This window comes from Kitasatospora sp. NPDC004272, from assembly GCF_053603035.1.
Genome location: NZ_JBSGET010000159.1, coordinates 1 through 18,497 on the forward strand (window position 1 = coordinate 1; position 18,497 = coordinate 18,497).

At 73.7% G+C, this 18,497-nt stretch carries 16 protein-coding genes and 1 pseudogene; 9 read left to right on the top strand and 8 right to left on the bottom strand.

The window, feature by feature from the left end; genetic code table 11:
• From ACWEO5_RS33240 to ACWEO5_RS33250, 3 genes are all read right to left on the bottom strand, one after another.
• Positions 1-315, bottom strand: a 315-nt coding sequence (locus ACWEO5_RS33240; RefSeq protein ID WP_452165856.1) for a hypothetical protein, incomplete at its 3' end; no start/stop codon positions are given.
• 102 nt (positions 316-417) lie between these two features.
• The gene (locus tag ACWEO5_RS33245; protein ID WP_452165857.1) at positions 418-1,206 is read right to left on the bottom strand and encodes a CPBP family intramembrane glutamic endopeptidase; all 789 of its coding nucleotides are present in this window, start codon (positions 1,204-1,206) and stop codon (positions 418-420) included.
• 126 nt (positions 1,207-1,332) lie between these two features.
• A complete protein-coding gene (locus ACWEO5_RS33250; protein WP_452165858.1) occupies positions 1,333-2,832 on the bottom strand; it encodes a glutamate--cysteine ligase in 1,500 nt (499 codons plus the stop codon).
• Positions 2,833-3,202: 370 nt separating this feature from the next.
• Here ACWEO5_RS33250 and ACWEO5_RS33255 point away from each other — a divergent pair, with 370 nt between their 5' ends.
• Together ACWEO5_RS33255 and ACWEO5_RS33260 are read left to right on the top strand one after the other, a co-directional pair.
• Complete coding sequence (locus ACWEO5_RS33255) at positions 3,203-3,952, top strand: hypothetical protein (RefSeq protein WP_452165859.1); 750 nt, start codon at positions 3,203-3,205, stop codon at positions 3,950-3,952.
• 303 nt (positions 3,953-4,255) lie between these two features.
• Positions 4,256-4,447, top strand: coding sequence for a DUF5999 family protein (locus ACWEO5_RS33260; protein WP_033251206.1), 192 nt, complete (start codon positions 4,256-4,258; stop codon positions 4,445-4,447).
• A 52-nt stretch (positions 4,448-4,499) separates the two neighbouring features.
• Here ACWEO5_RS33260 and ACWEO5_RS33265 read toward each other — a convergent pair whose 3' ends face one another.
• From ACWEO5_RS33265 to ACWEO5_RS33275, 3 genes are all read right to left on the bottom strand, one after another.
• Positions 4,500-5,207, bottom strand: coding sequence for a GNAT family N-acetyltransferase (locus tag ACWEO5_RS33265; protein WP_452165860.1), 708 nt, complete (start codon positions 5,205-5,207; stop codon positions 4,500-4,502).
• A 27-nt stretch (positions 5,208-5,234) separates the two neighbouring features.
• Positions 5,235-5,852 carry an AAA family ATPase gene (locus ACWEO5_RS33270; protein ID WP_452165861.1) on the bottom strand — a complete coding sequence of 206 codons (618 nt, stop codon included), beginning with the start codon at positions 5,850-5,852 and terminating at the stop codon, positions 5,235-5,237.
• A gap of 175 nt (positions 5,853-6,027) precedes the next feature.
• Positions 6,028-6,828: a DeoR/GlpR family DNA-binding transcription regulator gene (locus ACWEO5_RS33275; protein ID WP_452165862.1), complete on the bottom strand. Its 801-nt coding sequence runs from the start codon at positions 6,826-6,828 to the stop codon at positions 6,028-6,030.
• 328 nt (positions 6,829-7,156) lie between these two features.
• On the opposite strand from ACWEO5_RS33275, the gene ACWEO5_RS33280 reads away from it, so the two are divergent.
• Together ACWEO5_RS33280 and ACWEO5_RS33285 are read left to right on the top strand one after the other, a co-directional pair.
• A complete protein-coding gene (locus ACWEO5_RS33280) occupies positions 7,157-8,599 on the top strand; it encodes an RICIN domain-containing protein (protein ID WP_452165863.1) in 1,443 nt (480 codons plus the stop codon).
• A gap of 103 nt (positions 8,600-8,702) precedes the next feature.
• Entirely contained in the window at positions 8,703-11,126 is a 2,424-nt protein-coding gene (locus tag ACWEO5_RS33285) for an RICIN domain-containing protein (protein WP_452165864.1), read from the top strand.
• 59 nt (positions 11,127-11,185) lie between these two features.
• On the opposite strand, the gene ACWEO5_RS33290 is transcribed toward ACWEO5_RS33285, so the two are convergent.
• Positions 11,186-12,238 carry a LacI family DNA-binding transcriptional regulator gene (locus ACWEO5_RS33290; protein ID WP_452165865.1) on the bottom strand — a complete coding sequence of 351 codons (1,053 nt, stop codon included), beginning with the start codon at positions 12,236-12,238 and terminating at the stop codon, positions 11,186-11,188.
• Between the two features lie 113 nt (positions 12,239-12,351).
• Complete coding sequence (locus ACWEO5_RS33295; protein WP_452165866.1) at positions 12,352-12,888, bottom strand: hypothetical protein; 537 nt, start codon at positions 12,886-12,888, stop codon at positions 12,352-12,354.
• Between the two features lie 352 nt (positions 12,889-13,240).
• On the opposite strand from ACWEO5_RS33295, the gene ACWEO5_RS33300 reads away from it, so the two are divergent.
• The 5 genes and pseudogenes from ACWEO5_RS33300 to ACWEO5_RS33320 all read left to right on the top strand — a co-directional run.
• Entirely contained in the window at positions 13,241-14,200 is a 960-nt protein-coding gene (locus ACWEO5_RS33300; RefSeq protein WP_452165867.1) for a carbohydrate ABC transporter permease, read from the top strand.
• Positions 14,197-15,090 carry a carbohydrate ABC transporter permease gene (locus tag ACWEO5_RS33305; RefSeq protein WP_452165868.1) on the top strand — a complete coding sequence of 298 codons (894 nt, stop codon included), beginning with the start codon at positions 14,197-14,199 and terminating at the stop codon, positions 15,088-15,090. The genes ACWEO5_RS33300 and ACWEO5_RS33305 overlap by 4 nt, the downstream gene beginning before the upstream one ends.
• A 39-nt stretch (positions 15,091-15,129) precedes the next feature.
• Positions 15,130-16,473 (top strand): ABC transporter substrate-binding protein, encoded by a 1,344-nt coding sequence (locus ACWEO5_RS33310; RefSeq protein WP_452165869.1) that lies wholly within the window; start codon positions 15,130-15,132, stop codon positions 16,471-16,473.
• An 84-nt stretch (positions 16,474-16,557) separates the two neighbouring features.
• Positions 16,558-18,309, top strand: a complete 1,752-nt coding sequence (locus ACWEO5_RS33315; protein WP_452165870.1) for a glycoside hydrolase family 35 protein — start codon at positions 16,558-16,560, stop codon at positions 18,307-18,309.
• A gap of 94 nt (positions 18,310-18,403) precedes the next feature.
• Positions 18,404-18,497 (top strand): annotated as a pseudogene (locus ACWEO5_RS33320) (NAD-dependent epimerase/dehydratase family protein); the annotation flags it as partial.

Here is an 18,497-nt window from a genome sequence, read left to right on the forward strand (position 1 = left end):
GCGCTGCGCCGGCTGCGGGCGGACGCGGGGCGCGGGGGCGGCGGGACCGGGCGCGGGGCGCGGGCGGTCGGCGACCTCGACCCAGATCCGCTCCCAGCGGGCGCGCTCGCTGTGGCCGAAGCGGTCACCGAGCCGGAGCACCCGCAGCACGGCGAGCGTCTGGGTCTCGTCGGGCTGCTCGGTGACCCGCACCGAGATCCGGGTCGCGCCGGCGCCGTGCGGGCGCTCGACGGTCGGCGGTTGGCCGGTGAGCTTGTGCAGCGCGTCGGTGATCATCCGCACCCGGTCGCCGTGCGTGCCGGTCCGTCCGTCCATGTCGCCCTCCCCTGTCGTGCGTACTCCGGTCCCCCGGCCGTCGGGGTCAGCCTACCGCCGCGGGGTGACGGGCCGTCAGGCCCGCGGCGGGGGGCCCGGCGGTCAGGGCAGCCAGCTGACGTGGCCCGCCAGCAGGGCGTAGCCGACGAAGGCGGTGGTGTCGATCAGGGCGTGCGCGGCGACCAGCGGGCCGACCCGCTGCCAGCGGCGGTAGAGCAGGCAGAAGACCACGCCCATCACCATGTTGCCGACCAGGCCGCCGACGCCCTGGTAGAGGTGGTAGGAGCCGCGCAGCACCGCGCTGGCGGCGACCGCCGCGGGCCGGCCCCAGCCGAGCTGGTGCAGGCGGCGCAGCAGGTAGCCGACCACCACGACCTCCTCCAGGACGGCGTTCTGCCAGGCGGAGGCGACCAGGACCGGGATCCGCCACCAGACGTCGGGCAGGCCGGAGGGGGCGACGGTGAGGTTGAAGTCCGCGGCCTGGGCGGCCAGGTAGAGGGCCAGGCCGGAGCCGCCGATGCAGGCGGCGACCAGGGTGCCGCGGCCGAGGTCGGAGAGCTTGTGGCGCAGGTCGAAGCCGAGCGCCCGCAGCGAGCTGCCCTCGCGCAGCAGCAGGTAGCCGACCAGGACGACCGGCATCAGGCCGCGGGCGACGTAGTAGAGCTGCCAGGCGAGGTCGAGCCAGGGCCGGCCGGGGGCGCGGGAGGCGTTCAGGGTGGCGACCTGGCTGCCGAGGCCGGCGGGTTCGGTGAGCGAGCCGACGAAGCTGATCAGCGAGGTGATGCCACTGGCACCGAGGGAGAGACCGAGGACGATCAGCAGTTCGGCGGCGAGCAGCCGGCGCGAGGGGGTCTGGGGGGTGGTGGCGGGCTCGGCCGAGGCGGTGGTCACGGGTCTCCCGGGGGCGGACGATCGGCCCGGGGCGTGCTGCCGCCCCGGGCCGATCATCCTTTCACAGGAAGATGAGCCGCCCGTGAAGCGCCGCAGGCGACTGCGGTCGCGGCCGCGGCCTCGGCCTCAGTCGACCGGCCAGGTGTGCACCGGCTCGCCGCTGCGCATGCACTCGATGTAGCGGCGGGTCATCGCGGCGATCGCCTCGTTCGGGCCGAGGTTGTGGTGCTCGCGCAGCCGGTGCACGGTGGCGGCCTGCCAGGCGGCGCCGTTGGTGCGGCGCAGGCAGCGCTGCTCGATGATGCCGAGGTAGCGGTCCCGGTCGCGGGGCTCGACGCCCCACTCGTCCAGGCCCTGGTGGGCCAGCGGCAGCAGCTCGTTCAGCACCAGGTCGGTGGCCGGGAGCTCGACCTGGCCGCGGGCGCCGCGGCCGCCGCGCGGCCACCACTGGACGGCGTCGATGCCGTGCCGGGCGCCGTTGCGGAAGTTCTCGTCGGCCTGTTCGAACGGGAGCCTGGTCCAGATCGGACGGGGCTGCTCGGCCAGCACCCGGACCAGGCCGTAGTAGAAGGCGGCGTTAGCCAGCGTGTCGGCCACGGTCGGGCCGGCGGGCAGGCAGCGGTTCTCCACCCGCAGGTGGGCGACGCCGTCGGCGACGTCGTACACCGGGCGGTTCCAGCGGTAGATGGTGCCGTTGTGCAGCCGCATCTCGCCGAGCCGGGGGACGCCGCCGGAGGAGAGCACCTTGACCGGGTCCTCGTCGTCGCAGATCGGCAGCAGCGCGGGGAAGTACCGCAGGTTCTCGGCGAACAGGTCGAGCGCGGAGTCGACCCAGCGCTCCCCGAACCAGGTGATGGGGCGCACGCCCTGGGCCTTGAGCTCGGCCGAACGGGTGTCGCACGCCTGCTGGAACAGCACCGGGCGGGTCTCGCGCCACAGCTCACGGCCGAACAGGAAGGGGGAGTTGGCGCCGAGCGCGAGCTGCACGCCGCAGATCGCCTGGGCCGCGTTCCACACCGAGGCGAACCGGGCGGGGGTGACCTGCAGGTGCAGTTGCAGCGAGGTGGCGGCGGCCTCGGCGACCATCGACACCGAGTCGACGGCGAGGCGCTCCACGCCGTCGATGTCGAGCGCGATGTCCTCGCCGCGGGCGGCCAGGATCTGGTCGCTGAGCAGGCTGTAGCGGTCGTTGCGGCTCATCGCGTCCAGCCCGGCGTGCTCCAGGTCGAGGGTGGGCAGGATGCCGACCATCACGATCCGGGCGCCCGCGGCGGCGGCCCGCCGGTCGGCGTAGCGCAGGCCGGTGTCCAGCTCCTCGCGCAGGTCCTCGAAGACGTGGCCGGTCAGGCGGCGCGGGGCGACGTTGACCTCGATGTTGAACCGGCCCAGTTCGGTCTGGAAGTCCGCCGAGGAGATCGCGTCCAGCACCCGCTCGTTGCCGAGCACCGGGAGGCCCTGCTCGTCGGCCAGGTTCAGTTCGATCTCCAGGCCCATCATCGCCTTAGGGCGGTCGAACCGCTCCTCCCTGAGCATCCGCTCCAGCACGTCCAGACAGGACTGGAGCTTGCGGCGGTACAGCTGCCGGTCGGCCAGCTCCGCCCGGGTCGCCACGACCTTCTCGCCCACGGGTGCCTTCCCTCCCCTCGGTCGACAGTGCCCCAGCATCATGCCCCGCTCGAAGATCAATATCCCGAGATCCGAACACCCGGGCGAGACAGGGTTGTTGACGATCAGTCAGCGACTTCCCGACTTGTGTGCCACAACCGAACGTGATATGAAGGTCACCCTGCGCACCTGTTCGAATGGAATTCGCACGCCGCTCAGGCCCGGTCAGGGCCGTCCGAGACACCCACGATGCCGAGGGACTCTCGTCGACGACCCGCCCACCACACTCGGCGCCCACGCACAACCGGACACGGCCAGACCTCCCTCATGTCGGCGCCATGCCGGTATGCCGCAACGGCACGCCGATCACGCACGGAGAGGCGACCCAGCCATGACCCTGCACCTGTCCCAGCCCCCGGCCGGCGCACTGCGCGCCGCGCTCTCCGCCCTCGCGCCCGAGGCGGAGCTCTCGCCGTCCTCGGCCACCGTCCTGCGCCATAGCGCCGGCCGCCCCCGGCCGCTGCTCGCACTGTCCGTGCACGCCCTGCGCGGCCCCGCGCCCCGACTGGCCGGGGCCGAGTGCACCGGCTGGCGCTTCCTGCTGAGCGAGAGCTCCCCCGGAGCGGGCGCGCCCGGAGGGAGCGCGCCCGCGGCGGCCGGGTCCGGAGCGGCCGCGCCCTGCGGGCACAGCGGCTGCACGGGTGGGGGTGGCGGCGGCGGAGCGGCGGAGGTGCCGCTGACCGTCGGCGAGTTCACCGAGGACGGGCTGGACGGGGTGCTGGCCGCCGCCGAGGTGGTCAGCGGTCCGGACGGCCCGGTGTTCTCCCACCTGAGCGCCGGCCCGTTCCTGGACTCCACCGTGCGGGCGCTGCGTCAGGCCTGGCAGCTCGCCCACGGCACGCCCGGGCGGTACGAGCCGCGGCTGCTGTCGCTGCCCGAGCACTACGCCTCGGCGCTGTGGCTGCACGGCGGCCAGCCCGGGGAGGACCTGCTGATCCCGCTGGCCCCGGCCCCGCTCGGGGTCGCCGCCCACCAGGCGCTGCCCGCCGCCGAGTTGCTGGCCCGGCTGGAGCGCTCCCCCGCCGCCCGGGCGAACGCGGCCCGGGCCGGCGCCGCGCAGCCGACCGCGCTGATCGGCTGACCGGGCCGCTCGGCCGACCGACCCGGCGCACCGTCAGGAGGACCGCGCACCACCCGGACGGGCCATGCCGCACTGATCCGATCGGATCGGTTCGGCATGGCCCGTTCGTGCCCGGATCCGTTCGTCTCCCGCCCGGTCGGGTGATCTCGCACGCTCTTCTGTGGCGCATGTCACCAAATGGCTGCGCGAGCGCCCGCGGAGTCGGACACTGGTGTCGGTCGGGTGGAGGACCAATCGTCCTACCCGGCTGACGCCGTTTCACACCTGATCCGGTGCAAGATTTCAGCGAAGCGAGGTACAAGGATGTGCCAGCACCGAACCGAGTGTCCGTCCGCCGAGTCGGCTGACCGCGAGGCGGCCGTCCCGGTCGCGCGCCACCCCGAGCAGGGCTGGAGCCTGCTGTGCAACGGGGTGCTGCTGTTCGACGACACCGGTGAGCTGCTGCCGGACGGCCGGGTGATCGCCCCCCGCCGGAGCCTGCTGATCGCCGCCTGAGCCTCCGCTCCCCGCTCCTCCTCTCCGCCGCCCGCCCGCCGTGGCCGCTCCGTCAGGAGCCGCCGTGCGGGCGGGCGGCGGGCGTCGCGGGGTCGTACCACAGGCTGACCATCGGGGAGCGCAGCGTCCAGCCGAGGCTGCCGTAGAGGGCGCGGCCCTCGGTGGTGCCGACCAGCAGGGCGGTGCGCGCGCCCGCCGCGTGCGCCTCGTTCTGCAGGGTGCGCATCAGGGCCGTGCCGAGGCCGCGGCGGCGGTGCCCGGGATCGGTCTCGATCTGGTCGGCGACGGCGAGCAGCGGGGCGTCCGTCCGGCCGCCGAGCGGGGTGGCGGGGGCCAGGCCGATCTGGCCGCGGGCGGCGAAGGCGCCGTCGGCGGTGCGGACCAGGGCCCGGACGGTGCCGCCGCGGCTCCAGGTGGTGATCCGGTAGCCGGCCGGGGCGGCCGCCCGCTCGGGGCGCAGCGGGAGCGTCATCAGGTACCCGGGGGTGCCCTGGTGCCAGCCGCGGCCGATCCAGGGCAGGACGCGCTCGTCCTCGGCGAACAGCTTGAGCCACGTCCAGGGGGCGGTGGTGCTCCCGGCGAGCGTGCGGACCTCCTCCTCGGCGGGCTCGGGCAGCACGTGGCGCCGCAGTTGGCGGGTCTGGCCGACGTCGATGCTCCAGCCCCAGGGTTCGGGGACGGGGTCGGCGGCGCCGCGGGAGACCGCCCACCCGCTGGTCCAGGCCCGGACGAGTTCGGGGACGGTGGCGTCGTCGGGCATGGGTGCGCTCCAAGCATGTAATGGTCTCTAATGGCTTTCGCATATTACTCCTGCCGGGGCGGGCGGGGTACCGGGATTTCCGGCGGGCCCGGCACCGGGGCCCTCCGCGTGCACCCGCCGCAGGGCCGCGGCCAGCGCGGGGACGTCGACCGGGGCGGTGGTGTCGACGCGGTGGACCGGGCCGAGGGCGAGCGGGGCGGCCTCGCGGGACCAGGCGTCCCAGCGGCCGTCGGGCTCGCCGGGGCGCTCGGGGTGGACGGGGTGGCGGTGCGGCATCCGGTCCTCGAAGCGGCGGCGGGCCAGGGCGGCGGGGAGTTCGCACCACACCTCCTGCGCGGTGGCGACCCCGGCGGCGTCCAGTCCGGCCCGGACCGTCCCGCGCATCGGGCCGCCCAACCAGGGCGCCTCCAGCACGGCCGCGCCGCGGGCGTCGCGCAGCAGCGTCCAGAGCGTCTCGCCCGCGGCGATGCCGAGCAGCCGGCTCCACTCCCGGCGGTCGGGGACCCGCAGGGCGGCGAGCCGGTCGGCCAGGGTCTCCTTCACCGCGTCCTTGCTGAACAGCGGGAGGCCGAGTTCGGCGGCCAGGGCGCGCGCGAGGGTGCTCTTGCCCGAGCCGGGCAGGCCGTTCACCAGTACGGTCATCATCCCTGCACGGTAACGGCGGTGACGGTCCGTCGGACCCGCCGGGCGCATCCGGGCCGGCCCGCCGCCGCCGGCGGCCAGTCGGCGGTCCTGCTCCCCGGAGCGGGAGTTCGGTCACGGCGGTCGCATCGCGCCGGTTCGCGGGGGATGCCTCGTGTTCGCGGGGTGGGGGCGGGCGCTACAGGGCGTCGGCCACGATCAGGCGGCCGACCTGTTCGCCGAGCACGGCCCGGGCGGTCGGGTCCAGGCCGGAGTCGGTGACGAAGCAGTCGAGTTCGCTGAGCGCCGCGAAGGCGCTCAGGCCGACCACGCCCCACTTGGTGCGGTCCGCGACCGCCACCACCCGGCGGGCGGAGGCGATCAGGGCGCGGTTGGTCTGGGCCTCGGCCAGGTTGGGGGTGGTGAGGCCGGCGCGTTCGCTGACGCCGTGGGCGCCGATCAGCAGCAGGTCGACGTGCAGGGAGCGGATCGCCTGGTCGGCGAGCGGGCCGACCAGGGCGGCGGAGGGGGTGGGGGTGCCGCCGGTGAGCAGCAGGGTCGGCCCGCCGCCGGGGTGCTTCGCGGCGTGTTCGCGCAGCAGGTCGGCCACCGGCAGCGAGTTGGTGACGACGGTCAGGCCGCGGACGTCCAGCAGGCGGCTCACCACCGCGTGGGCCGTGGTGCCGGCCGAGACCGCCACCACGCTGCCGGGTTCCACCAGGGCGGCCGCGGCGTCGGCCAGGGCGGCCTTGGCCGCGGACTCGCGCTGCGCCTTGGCCTCGAAGCCCGGCTCCTCGGTCCGGGCGCCGCTGGTCACCGCGCCCCCGTAGATCTTCTCCACCTCGCCGGACCTGGCCAGTTCGTCCAGGTCCCGGCGGATCGTCATGTCGGAGACGCCGAACTGCTCGACCAGGTCGGCGACCCGGACGGCGCCGGTCCGGCGCACCAGGTCGAGGATCAGTGCCCGGCGCTGGGGGGCGAGCAGTGCTTGGTCCGCCACGGGGTCTCCTTCACACCGCTCGGAAGTGGTTCACGGATCAACAGGATAGTGCGGTCCTGAGTCGTTCCCCGCCCACCTCCCGGCCCTTCCGGTGCTGATTCAACACAATCAAACGCCTGGTGATGGCAGGAGCTCGCCCAGCCCGGGCCGGTTCCGACCGCTCTGAGCTGGTCAAATGCCCGGGATGCCGACCGGGTTTCCGATGCGTCCCGTCGGAGCCCTTGACACAAACGAACACCGATCCGAGACTCTCCCCCAGCCGCTTGTTTGCGCCAACATGCTTGGCTCCCCCCACCCCACCCCACCCGAAGCCGCGAGGTACTCCCCCATGTCGCGTACGAGATCCGTGCTGCTGTGCGCCCTGCTGGCGCTCGGTGCGCCGCTGGCCGCCGGCACCGCCCCCGCCCAGGCCGCCCCCGTGCCCGTGGTCAACGGCACCCAGTTCACCGACACCACCGGTGCGGCCGTGCAGGCGCACGGCGGCGGCGTGATCAAGGTCGGTGCGTACTACTACTGGTTCGGCGAGGACCGCAACGCCGACAACAGCTTCCGGTACGTCTCGGTGTACCGCTCCGCCGACCTGAAGACCTGGGAGTTCCGCAACCACGTGCTGACCCAGGCCACCGATCCGGAGCTGGCCTCGGCCAACATCGAGCGGCCCAAGGTGATCTACAACCGGGCCACCGGCCAGTTCGTGATGTGGATGCACAAGGAGAGCGCCACCGACTACGGCGAGGCCCGGGCCGCCGTCGCGGTCTCCTCCACCGTGGACGGGAACTACGGCTGGCGCGGCAGCTTCCGGCCGCTGGGCGAGATGTCCCGGGACATCACCACCTTCGTGGACGACGACGGCACCGCGTACATGGTCTCCGCCGCCAACGAGAACCGGGACCTGCACGTCTACCGGCTGACCTCCGACTACACCGGCATCGACGCCCAGGTGCAGAGCCTGTGGAACGGCTCCTCCCGGGAGGCGCCCGCGCTGTTCAAGCGGAACGGCGTGTACTTCCTGCTCACCTCCGGCGCCACCGGCTGGGCCCCGAACCAGCAGATGTACGGCACCGCGAGCAGCATCACCGGCAGTTGGAGCGGCCTGACCAACATCGGCGACGGCGTCACCTACGGCAGCCAGACCGCGTACGTGCTGCCCGTCCAGGGCACCTCGGGCACCGGCTACCTGTACATGGGCGACCGCTGGGGCAACTCGACGGGCGGCACCGTCAACGACTCGCAGTACGTGTGGCTGCCGCTGACCTTCCCCACCGACACCAGCATGACGATGGGCGACTCCCCGCAGATCACCGTCGACACCGCGGCGGGCACCGTCGCCCCGATGGCCGCGACCTGGGAGAACCTGACCGGGCAGCAGAGCGGCAAGTGCGTGGACGTCGCCGACTACTCGTTCGCCGCGGGTGCGCAGGCCATCCAGTGGTCCTGCGGCTGGGGCGCCAACCAGACTTTCTGGTTCAAGCCGCTCAGCGGCGGCTACGTGCAGATCACGGCCCGGCACAGCGGCAAGTGCCTGGACGTCGCGGGCAACTCGACCGCCAACGGCGCGGCCGTGGTGCAGAACACCTGCTCCACCGCCAACTCCCAGCAGTGGCAGGTGCAGCAGGCCGACAGCAGCGGCAACGTCCGGCTGGTCGACCGGCGTTCCGGCAAGTGCCTGGACGTCACCAACCAGTCCACCGCCGACGGCACCGCGCTGGAGCAGTGGACCTGCAACTCCGGCTCCAACCAGCTGTGGCGGCGCGGCCCGTCCTGGCTCTGACCTCCCCGCACCCCACCCGCACCACCCCCACCCGACGGCACGTCCCTGGTCCTCGCCCGGCGAGGGACGTGCCGTTCCGCATGCCCGCCCCCGGAGGAACACCGTGTCCCCACAGCGCCGCACCGCCCGCGCCGCCGCCCTGACCGCCCTGGCCGCGCTCGCCGCCGGCACCCTGGCCGCCCCGCCCGCCGCGGCCGTGGAGGCCGCCGCCCACGTCACCGTCCGGCTCGACCCCAGCTACCAGCAGCAGCCGTTCCAGGGCTGGGGCACCGCGCTGGCCTGGTTCGCCAACGCCACCGGCGACTGGCCGGACGTCAAGCGCGACGAACTCGCCGACGCCCTGTACGGGGCGGACGGGCTGGGCTTCACCGTCGCCCGCTACGACATCGGCGGCGGCGACAGCCCGGAGACCGCGCCCTACCTGCGCCCGGGCGCGGCCGTGCCCGGCTACTGGAACCGGCCCGCCGCGTACGGGCCGCCCGGCGGCGACCCCACCGGCTGGACCGAGCAGCCGAACTGGTGGGACCCGGGCGACCCGGACGACTGGAACCCGCAGGCCGACGCCGCCCAGCGCTGGTGGCTGACCGCCGCGAAGAGCCGCGGCGCCGACACCTTCGAGGCGTTCTCCAACTCGGCGCCGTACTTCATGACGAACAGCGGCCTGGTCTCCGGCGCCGCCGACGGCTCGTGGGACAACCTGCGCGCCGACCAGTACGACCGGTTCGCCGCCTACCTCGCCGGGTCGCTGCAGCGCGCCCAGGCCGCCACCGGCGTCACCTTCTCCTCGCTGTCGCCGATGAACGAGCCCGGCACCTCGTACTGGCACGCGGGCGGCCCGCAGGAGGGCTCGCACTGGGACCCCGCCTCGCAGGCCCACCTGGCCACCAGCGTGCGGGCCGCGCTGGACGCGGCCCACCTGGCCACGCCGGTCGCCGCGATGGACGAGACCGACCCGGACCTGTTCCGCGCCGACTGGAGCGCCTACCCGGCCGCCGCCCGCGCCGCGGTCGGCAAGCTCAACACCCACACCTACTCCACCGGCGGCCGCGGCACCGTCCGCGACCTCGCCAAGGGCGCCGGGCTGCCCGCCTGGATGTCCGAGGTGGACCTCGGCGGCTCGGTGCCGCAGAGCTTCACCGACATGTCGCCCGCGCTCGACCTCGCGCACCGGATCACCGACGACGTCCGGGAGCTGGAGCCGGGCGCCTGGGTGATGTGGCAGGCCGTCGAGGACTACGCCAACATGACGCCCGCCCACGAGAACTCCAACTGGGGCCTGGTCCAGGTCGACCTGAACTCGGCCGACCCGGCGGAGGAGCCGCTGCGGCTGAACAAGAAGTACTGGGCGATGGCCAACTACAGCCGCTTCGTCCGGCCCGGCGCCCGGGTGATCGCCACCGACTCCACCGACACGCTGGCCGCGCTGCGGCCGAACGGCACCGGCGCGGTCGCGGTGTACACCAACTCCACCGGCGCCGCGCGGACCGTCACCCTCGACCTGGCGGGCTTCCAGGGCGTCGACACCTCGGTGCCGGTGCAGCGGTGGACCACCGACGGCGGCAAGAACCTGGTCCGCGAACCCGACCTGGCCGCGACCGCCGCCAAGACCCTGACCGCCACCGTCGGCCCCGGCTCGGTGACCACCTTCGTGCTGCCCGGCGCCACCGGCACCGCCACCGCGGCCGCCACCGTCCCCACCGGCCGGACCCGCCGGCTGATCAACGACCGCAGCGGCCTCGCCCTGGCCGCCTCCGGCGCCGCCGTGGTCCAGCGCACCCCGAACACCACCGACACCACCCAGCAGTGGAACTTCACCCGGCTCGCCGGGGCGTACGACTCCACCGCCGCCTACCGGATCACCAACACCAGGAGCGGCAAGGCGCTCAGCGTCGGCGGCGGCGCGCTGTCGCTGGTCGCCGCGGGCAGCTCCACCCAGCAGCAGTGGCTGCTGTCCACCACCGGCGACGGGCACGACACCCTGGTCAACCGGGCGAGCGGCCTGCTGCTGGACGTCAGCAACCAGTCCACCGCGGACGGCGCGCCGGTCGGCGCCTGGACGCCCACCGGCGGCGGCAACCAGTCCTGGGCGGTCGGCTCCGCCGCGGCCGACGCCTACCAGGGCCTGAAGGTCCGGCTCAGCGGGCGCTGCGCGGAGGTCGCGGGCGGCTCCACCGCCGCGGGCACCGCCGTGGTCCAGCACACCTGCGCCGACGCCACCGACCAGCAGTGGACGCTGCGGCCGGCCGGCGGCCCCGGCCAGGTCAACGTGGTGGTCCGGTCCACCGGCCAGTGCCTGGACGTGTCGGGCGCCGCCACCGCGGACGGCGCGCCGCTGGTGCAGTACCCGTGCAACGGCGGGACGAACCAGCAGTGGTCGGTGCGCGACACCGGCTCCGGGTACGTGACGCTGCTGGCCCGGCACAGCGGCGAGTGCCTGGACGTGAACGGCTCCTCGACGGCCGACGGGGCGGCGCTGGTGCAGCGGCCCTGCACGGGCGCGCCGGGGCAGCAGCTGCTGGTCGGCTGACCGGCTGAACGAACGGCGGCGGGCCCTACCCGGAGGTGGGGCCCGCCGCCGCCGTTCGGTCAGCCGCGCGGGGCGGGCGGGGGTGCGGTGCTGGCCCGCAGCACCAGTTCGGGGGCCACCACGACCGGCGCGTCCCCGGCCGCGTCGGGGGCGTCGATCCGGTCGAGCAGCCGGGCCACGCACTGGCGGCCGACCTCCTCGAAGTCCTGCCGGACGGTGGTCAGCGGCGGCAGGTAGTAGGCCGCCTCGGGCAGGTCGTCGAAGCCGACCACGCTGACGTCCTCGGGGACCCGGCGGCCCGCCTCGTGCAGGGCGCGGAGCAGGCCGAGCGCCAGGTGGTCGTTGGCGGCGAACACCGCGGTGACGTCGGGGCGGGCGGCCAGTTCGCAGCCGATCCGGTAGCCGTCCTCGGCCGTCCAGTCTCCGTACTTCAGCGGGGGGACGGGCGCCCCGGCGGCCTTCAGCGCGGCGTGCCAGGCGGCGGCCCGGCGGCGGGCGGCGTAGGAGTCCTGCGGGCCGCCGAGGTGCCAGACGGTGCGGTGGCCGAGGCCGAGCAGGTGGCGGGTGGCGGCGGCGGCGCCGGCGGCCTGGTCGGTGTCGACCGAGGGGAAGCGGCGTTCCGGGTCGCCGTCGGCGACCACCACCGGGACGCCGGAGGTGACCGAGAAGCCGGGCCGGTCGAGGATCTGCGCCTCGATCACCACCAGTCCGTCCACGGCCTGGTCGGTGAGCTGGCGGACGGCCTGCTGCACGGCGCGTTCGGTCTGGTCCTCGACGCAGACCACGTTCAGCGAGTACCCGGCCCGCTGGGCGGCGCGCGAGATCGCGGCCAGGGTGCGGGCGTTGCCCTGGGCGGTGACGTCGAAGGTGACCACGCCCAGGACGTGGAAGCGGCCCAGGGTGAGCGCCCGGGCCGCGCTGTTGCGCTGGTAGCCGAGCACCCGCATCGCCGAGAGCACCCGCTCGCGGGTCTCGGGTTCGACGTTGCTGCGGTTGTTGGCGACCCGGGAGACGGTCTGCGAGGAGACTCCGGCGAGCTCCGCGACGTCGGCCTGGGACGGCGGCCGCGTCCTGCCCCGGGCGGTGCCGTCCGGCGTCGGGTCCTGCCCCATGCGCTCCTCCTCCATGTCTGCGTAAACATGGTAGCGCTGCGGGGGAACGGGGAAAGCCACCGCCCCGGCTGCCGGAGCAGTCGGGGCGGTGACTCGGTGGGCGCGGCCGACCCTCAACGGCCGGCCCGCCGTTCCGGCTTCCCGCCGCCGGGCCGGACCGCCACGCCCGTGGGGCGGTCCACCTCGGCCCGGGGCGGGCAGCCGGAAGCCCGTCGGGGCGTCAGGCGGGCAGCCCCCGCGCGTTCGCCGCTGCGGCGCTGCTGGACGACCACGGCGACGACCAGCAGGGCGCCCTGGGCGGCGTTCCGCCAGAAGGGGTTGATGCCCTGGACGGTGCGGCCGTTCTCCAGGCAGCCGAGCAGGGCCCGGCGGCGAGCAGGGTTCCGCCGGGCCCTGCGGCGGTGATGGCCTTGAGTTCGAGGCCCTCGCTGCCGGAGGCGGGCCGACCGGAGCCGGTGCGGAAGGTGAGCGGAATGCCGGCCGGCCAGCGCGCCGACGTCCCTGCCGTTGACGAACTCCCCGGCGGCGCGCTTGCCGACCTCGCCGACCGTCCGGCTGGCGTCGCCGCCGAAGGTGACCCCCTTCAGGTCGATGCCGAGTTCGGCGGCCACGGCCGAGGCGGCACGGGAGGAGGGGACGGTTCCGGGCACGAGAGGACGCTCCTTGGCGCGGGAGTCCGGACCGGCACGAAACCGCGCATCGAAGTCAACAAAAAATCGAACATGATTAAACGTGATACAACAATGAAAGAAGCAAAGCCACACCGGAGTCAAGCCGATCGGTCCGCCGATGCCGGGTCGTGACCTGGCCGCCGAACCGCTCGAACCGCTCGCCCTCCTCGCACCGACCGCCCTGACCTGGCATTTCACCGGAACAGAAGGGTCATCGCCCGATCACGAAGCGGCATCACGACGCAACAACGGCTTGACGCCCCGGCAACACCGGGTCAACACTCGTCGCCAACGCCATGTTGGCGTAAACATCCGCCGAAGGGCACTTCCCGTGAGCACGTCGCAGCGCACCATCCCCGGTACCGTCCGGTCTCGCTCCGCCCCTGCCACCCGCCTCATCCGCCGCAACCGCAACCGCGGGGCCCGGTACGGCGGTTGGGGCTTCGCGTTCTTCGCACCGTTCCTGGTGGTGTTCGTGGTCGGGGTCGCCGCGCCGCTCGGCTACGCCGCGTACCTGAGCCTGTTCCAGGACCGGCTGATCGGCGGCACGGTCTTCGTCGGGCTGGACAACTACCGGCGGGCGCTGGGCGACGAGCTGTTCCGGGCCGGCCTGTGGCGGGTGCTGCTGTTCCTGCTGGTGCAGGTGCCGGTGATGCTCGGACTGGCCCTGCTGGCGGCGCTGGCCGTCGACAGCGGCCGGCTGCGCCGCCCCGGCCTGTTCCGGATCGGCGTCTTCGTCCCGTACGCGGTGCCCGCCGTGGTCGCCTCGCTGATGTGGGGCTACCTGTACGGCGACCGGTTCGGGCTGGCCGGGCAGATCGGCGACTTCTTCGGCACGGAGCTGCCCGACCTGCTCGGCCCGCACTGGATGCTCGCGTCCATCGGCAACGTGGTGACCTGGCAGTACACCGGCTACAACATGCTGATCCTGTACGCCGCGCTGCGCACCGTGCCCACCGAGCTGTACGAGGCCGCGGCGCTGGACGGGGCCGGCGAGTTCCGCAAGGCGTGGAGCATCAAGCTGCCCGCGGTCCGCCCGGCCCTGGTGCTGGCCACGGTGTTCTCGATCATCGGCACCTTCCAGCTGTTCAACGAGCCCAACGTGATGCAGTCGCTGGCGCCGAACGTGGTCTCCACCAGCTACACGCCCAACATGTACGCCTACAACCTGGCCTTCAACGGCCAGCAGTTCAACTACTCGGCAGCCGTCGCCGTGGTCCTCGGCGGGGTCACCGCCGTGATCGCCTACGCCGTCCAGCTCCGGTCGATGCGGAAGGGACAGGGCGCATGAGGACCCCCACCACCACGAGGCGGCGGCCGCGCCGCGGCCGGGCGAGCAACGCGCTCACCCTGGCGATGGCGCTGATGCTGGGCTACGCGCTGCTCCCGCTGGTGTGGCTGTTCATGGCCTCCACCAAGGACACCGCCTCGCTGATGGACAGCTTCGGCCTCTGGTTCGGCCACGGCTTCCACCTGTTCGGCAACATCGGCCACGTGCTGAGCTACGACGACGGCATCTACCTGCGCTGGTTCGGCAACACCCTGCTGTACGCGGTGGTCGGCGCCGGCGGCGCGGCGTTCATCGCCACCGCCGCCGGGTACGGCCTGGCCAAGTACCGTTTCCGCGGCCGCACCGCGCTGGCCGCCACCGTGCTCGGCGCGATCGCCATCCCCGGCACCGCGCTGGCCGTCCCCACCTACCTGCTGTTCAGCAAGGCCGGGATCGTCGACACCCCGTGGGCGGTGCTGCTGCCCTCGCTGGTCAGCCCGTTCGGCGTCTACCTGATGCGGGTGTACGCCGCCGAGGCGGTGCCGGACTCGATGCTGGAGGCCGCCCGGATCGACGGCGCGGGCGAACTGCGCACCTTCTTCACCGTCTCGCTGCGGCTGCTCGCCCCCGGCTTCGTCACCGTCCTGCTGTTCGCCCTGGTCGCGACCTGGAACAACTACTTCCTGCCGCTGATCGTGCTCAGCGACCCGAAGTGGTTCCCGCTGACCGTCGGCCTCAACCAGTGGAACTCCCTGGCCACCGGCGCGGCCGGCAGCGGCGCCACGACCACCGACTTCTACCCGCTGGTCGTCACCGGCAGCCTGCTGGCGATCGTCCCGCTGGTGGTCGCCTTCCTCTTCCTGCAGCGCTACTGGCAGTCCGGCCTGTCGGCCGGCTCCGTCAAGGAATGACGGCACCTCACCCTCCGCCCTCCACAGCAAGGAAGCACCATGTCTCCCGCACCCTCCCGCCGCCGCAGACTCGCCGTCCTCGCCCCGGCCGCCGCCCTGCTGCTCGGCCTGACCGCCTGCGGCTCCGACGGCTCCGGCTCCTCCCCCGCGGTCACCGACCCCGCCGCGGCGCTGGACACCCCCACCACGCTGACCTTCTGGACCTGGGCGCCGAACATCGACAAGACCGTCGCGCTGTTCGAGCAGAAGTACCCGAAGATCAAGGTGAACGTGGTCAACGCCGGCCAGTCCGCCACCGAGTACACCAAGATGCAGACCGCGATCAAGGCCGGCAGCGGCGGCCCCGACGTCGCCCAGGTCGAGTACTTCGCGCTGCCCGAGTTCGCGCTCTCCAAGCGGCTGGTCGACCTCAAGCAGTACGGGGCGGCTTCCCTGGAGCCGAAGTTCACCCCGTCCGCCTGGTCGCAGGTCGCGCTGAACGGCGGCGTCTGGGCCGTCCCGCAGGACACCGGCCCGATGGCGATGTTCTACAACCAGAAGCTCTTCGACCAGCTCGGCCTGAAGCCGCCCACCACCTGGGCCGAGTTCGAGGACGTCGCGGTGAAGATCAAGGCATCCGACCCGAACCGCTTCATCACCTCCATCGACCCCGGTGACGCGGGCGGCCTGGACAGCTTCGTCTGGCAGGGCGGCGGCCGGCCGTTCCAGCAGAAGGACGCCACGGACGTCGCCGTCGACCTCCAGGACCCGGGCAGCAAGAAGGTCGCCGACCTGTGGTCCTCGCTGCTCCAGCGCAAGCTGGTCGACGCCGCGCCCGGCTGGACCAACGAGTGGTGGCAGAGCATGGACAGCGGCCGCTACGCGATGTGGCTGATCGGCGCCTGGGCGCCCGGCAACATCGCCTCCACCATCCCGAACACCGCCAAGGACTGGCGGGTCGCGCCGATGCCGCAGTGGTCGGCGGGCGGCAAGGTCTCGGCGGAGAACGGCGGCTCGGCCGTCGCGGTGCCCACCTCCAGCAAGCACCAGGCCGCCGCCGCGGCGTTCGCGATCTGGCTGAACTCCGACCCGGAGGCGGTCCGCTCGCTCAACGACAACGGCCTCTTCCCGGCCACCACCGGCCTGCTCACCGACCCGGCCTTCCTGGACAAGCCGCTGGACGCGCTCGGCGGCCAGCAGGCCAACCGGATCTTCGCCGACTCCTCCGCGACCGTCGGCACCGGCTGGCAGTACCTGCCCTACCAGGTGTACGCAAACTCGGTCTTCAAGGACACCGTCGGCCAGTCCGTGAACAACGGCGACCTGAACGCCGGCCTGAGCGCCTGGCAGCAGCGGATCGCCGACTACGGCAACCAGCAGGGCTTCAAGGTCACCACTCCGTGACCCCCGGCCGGGGGCCCGCCCGCGCCCGTCGCGGCCGGGCGGGCCCCGGCCCCCTCCCTCCAGCACCCCAGGAGCAGCAACCCCATGCCCGTCCTCGACACCGACGGCGGCGAGTTCACCCTCGACGGCGCCCCGTTCCGCATCCTCTCCGGCGGCCTGCACTACTTCCGGATCCACCCCGACCACTGGGCCGACCGCCTGCGCAAGGCCCGGCTGATGGGCCTCAACACGGTCGAGACGTACGTCCCGTGGAACCTCCACCAGCCCCGGCCCGGCGAGTTCCGCTTCGACGGCGGACTCGACCTGCCGGCCTTCCTCGACCTCGCCGCCGCCGAGGGCCTGCACGTGCTGCTCCGCCCCGGCCCGTACATCTGCGCCGAGTGGGAGGGCGGCGGCCTGCCGTCCTGGCTGCTCACCGACCCGGGCGTCCGGCTGCGCAGCAACCACCCCGGCTACCTGCACGCCGTCGAGGGCTGGTTCGCCGCCCTGCTGCCGAAGGTCGCCGACCGGCTCGCCACCCGCGGCGGCCCGGTGCTGGCCGTCCAGGTGGAGAACGAGTACGGCGCGTACGGCGACGACACCTCGCACCTGGCCCACCTCGCCGACCTGCTGCGCCGGTTCGGCGTGGACGTCCCGCTGTTCACCTGCGACCAGCCCGGCGACCTGGCCCGCGGCGCCCTGCCCGGCACCCTGGCTACCGTCAACTTCGGCAGCCGCTCCCGCCAGGGCCTGGCCGCGCTGGACGAACTGCGGCCCGGGCAGCCCAAGTTGTGCGCCGAGTTCTGGATCGGCTGGTTCGACCGGTGGGGCGGCCGGCACGTGGTGCGCGACCCCGAGGACGCCGCCCGCGAACTGGACGACCTGCTGGCCACCGGCGCCTCGGTCAACCTGTACATGTTCCACGGCGGCAGCAACTTCGGCTTCACCAACGGCGCCAACGACAAGCACACCTACCGGCCCACCGTCACCAGCTACGACTACGACTCGCCCCTCGACGAGGCCGGCGACCCCACCGCCAAGTACCACGCCTTCCGCGAGGTGCTCGCCAAGTACGGCCCGCCGCCGGCCGGACCGGCCCCCGCCACCGCGCCCAAGCTGCCCGAGACCGTCGTGCGCCTCACCGAGAGCGCCCCGCTGCTGGCCGACCTGCCCGTCCTCGGCACCCCGGTGCCCGCGCTGCGCCCGCTCGCCATGGAGGAGCTCGGCCAGGACTTCGGGTTCGTCCTCTACAAGGCGGTGCTGCCCGCCGCCGGCCCCGCCCTGCTGGAGGTCGGCGCCGTCGCCGACCGCGCCCAGGTGTTCGTCGACGGCCAGCCCGTGGGCGTGCTGGAGCGCGAGAACCACGAGCGGGCGATCGCCTTCCACGTCCCGCGGGCCGGCGCCGTGCTGCGGCTGCTGGTGGAGAACCAGGGCCGGGTCAACTACGGCGAGGGCCTGCACGACCGCAAGGGCCTGCACGGGCCGGTGCTCCTCAACGGCGCGGAGCTGACCGGCTGGAGCAGCCTGCCGCTGCCACTGGACGACCTCGGCGAACTCTCCTTCACCGGCGCCGCGGGCCCCCTCCCCGGCCCGGTCTTCCACCGCGGCGCCTTCCACGTCGACGAGCCCGCCGACACCTTCCTGCACCTGCCCGGCTGGACCAAGGGCAACGCCTGGGTCAACGGCTTCCCGCTCGGCCGCCACTGGTCCCGCGGCCCCCAGTGCTCGCTGTACGTCCCCGGCCCGGCCCTGCGCCCCGGACCGAACGAACTGACCGTGCTGGAACTGCACGCCGCCCCGTCCCACCGCACCGCCCGGCTGCTGCCCCACCCGGACCTCGGCCCGACCGAGGAGTAGCCCCCACCGCGGCACCCCGGCCCGGGCGGCCCCGCCCGGGCCCGTTCACCAGCCGTCCGGACCCTCCGGGCGGCCGCAGCACTCAGGAGGACACATGAGCAAGTACCTGGTCACGGGCGGAGCCGGCTACGTCGGGAGCGTGGTGGCGGCGCACCTGTTGGAGGCGGGCCACTCGGTGACGGTGCTGG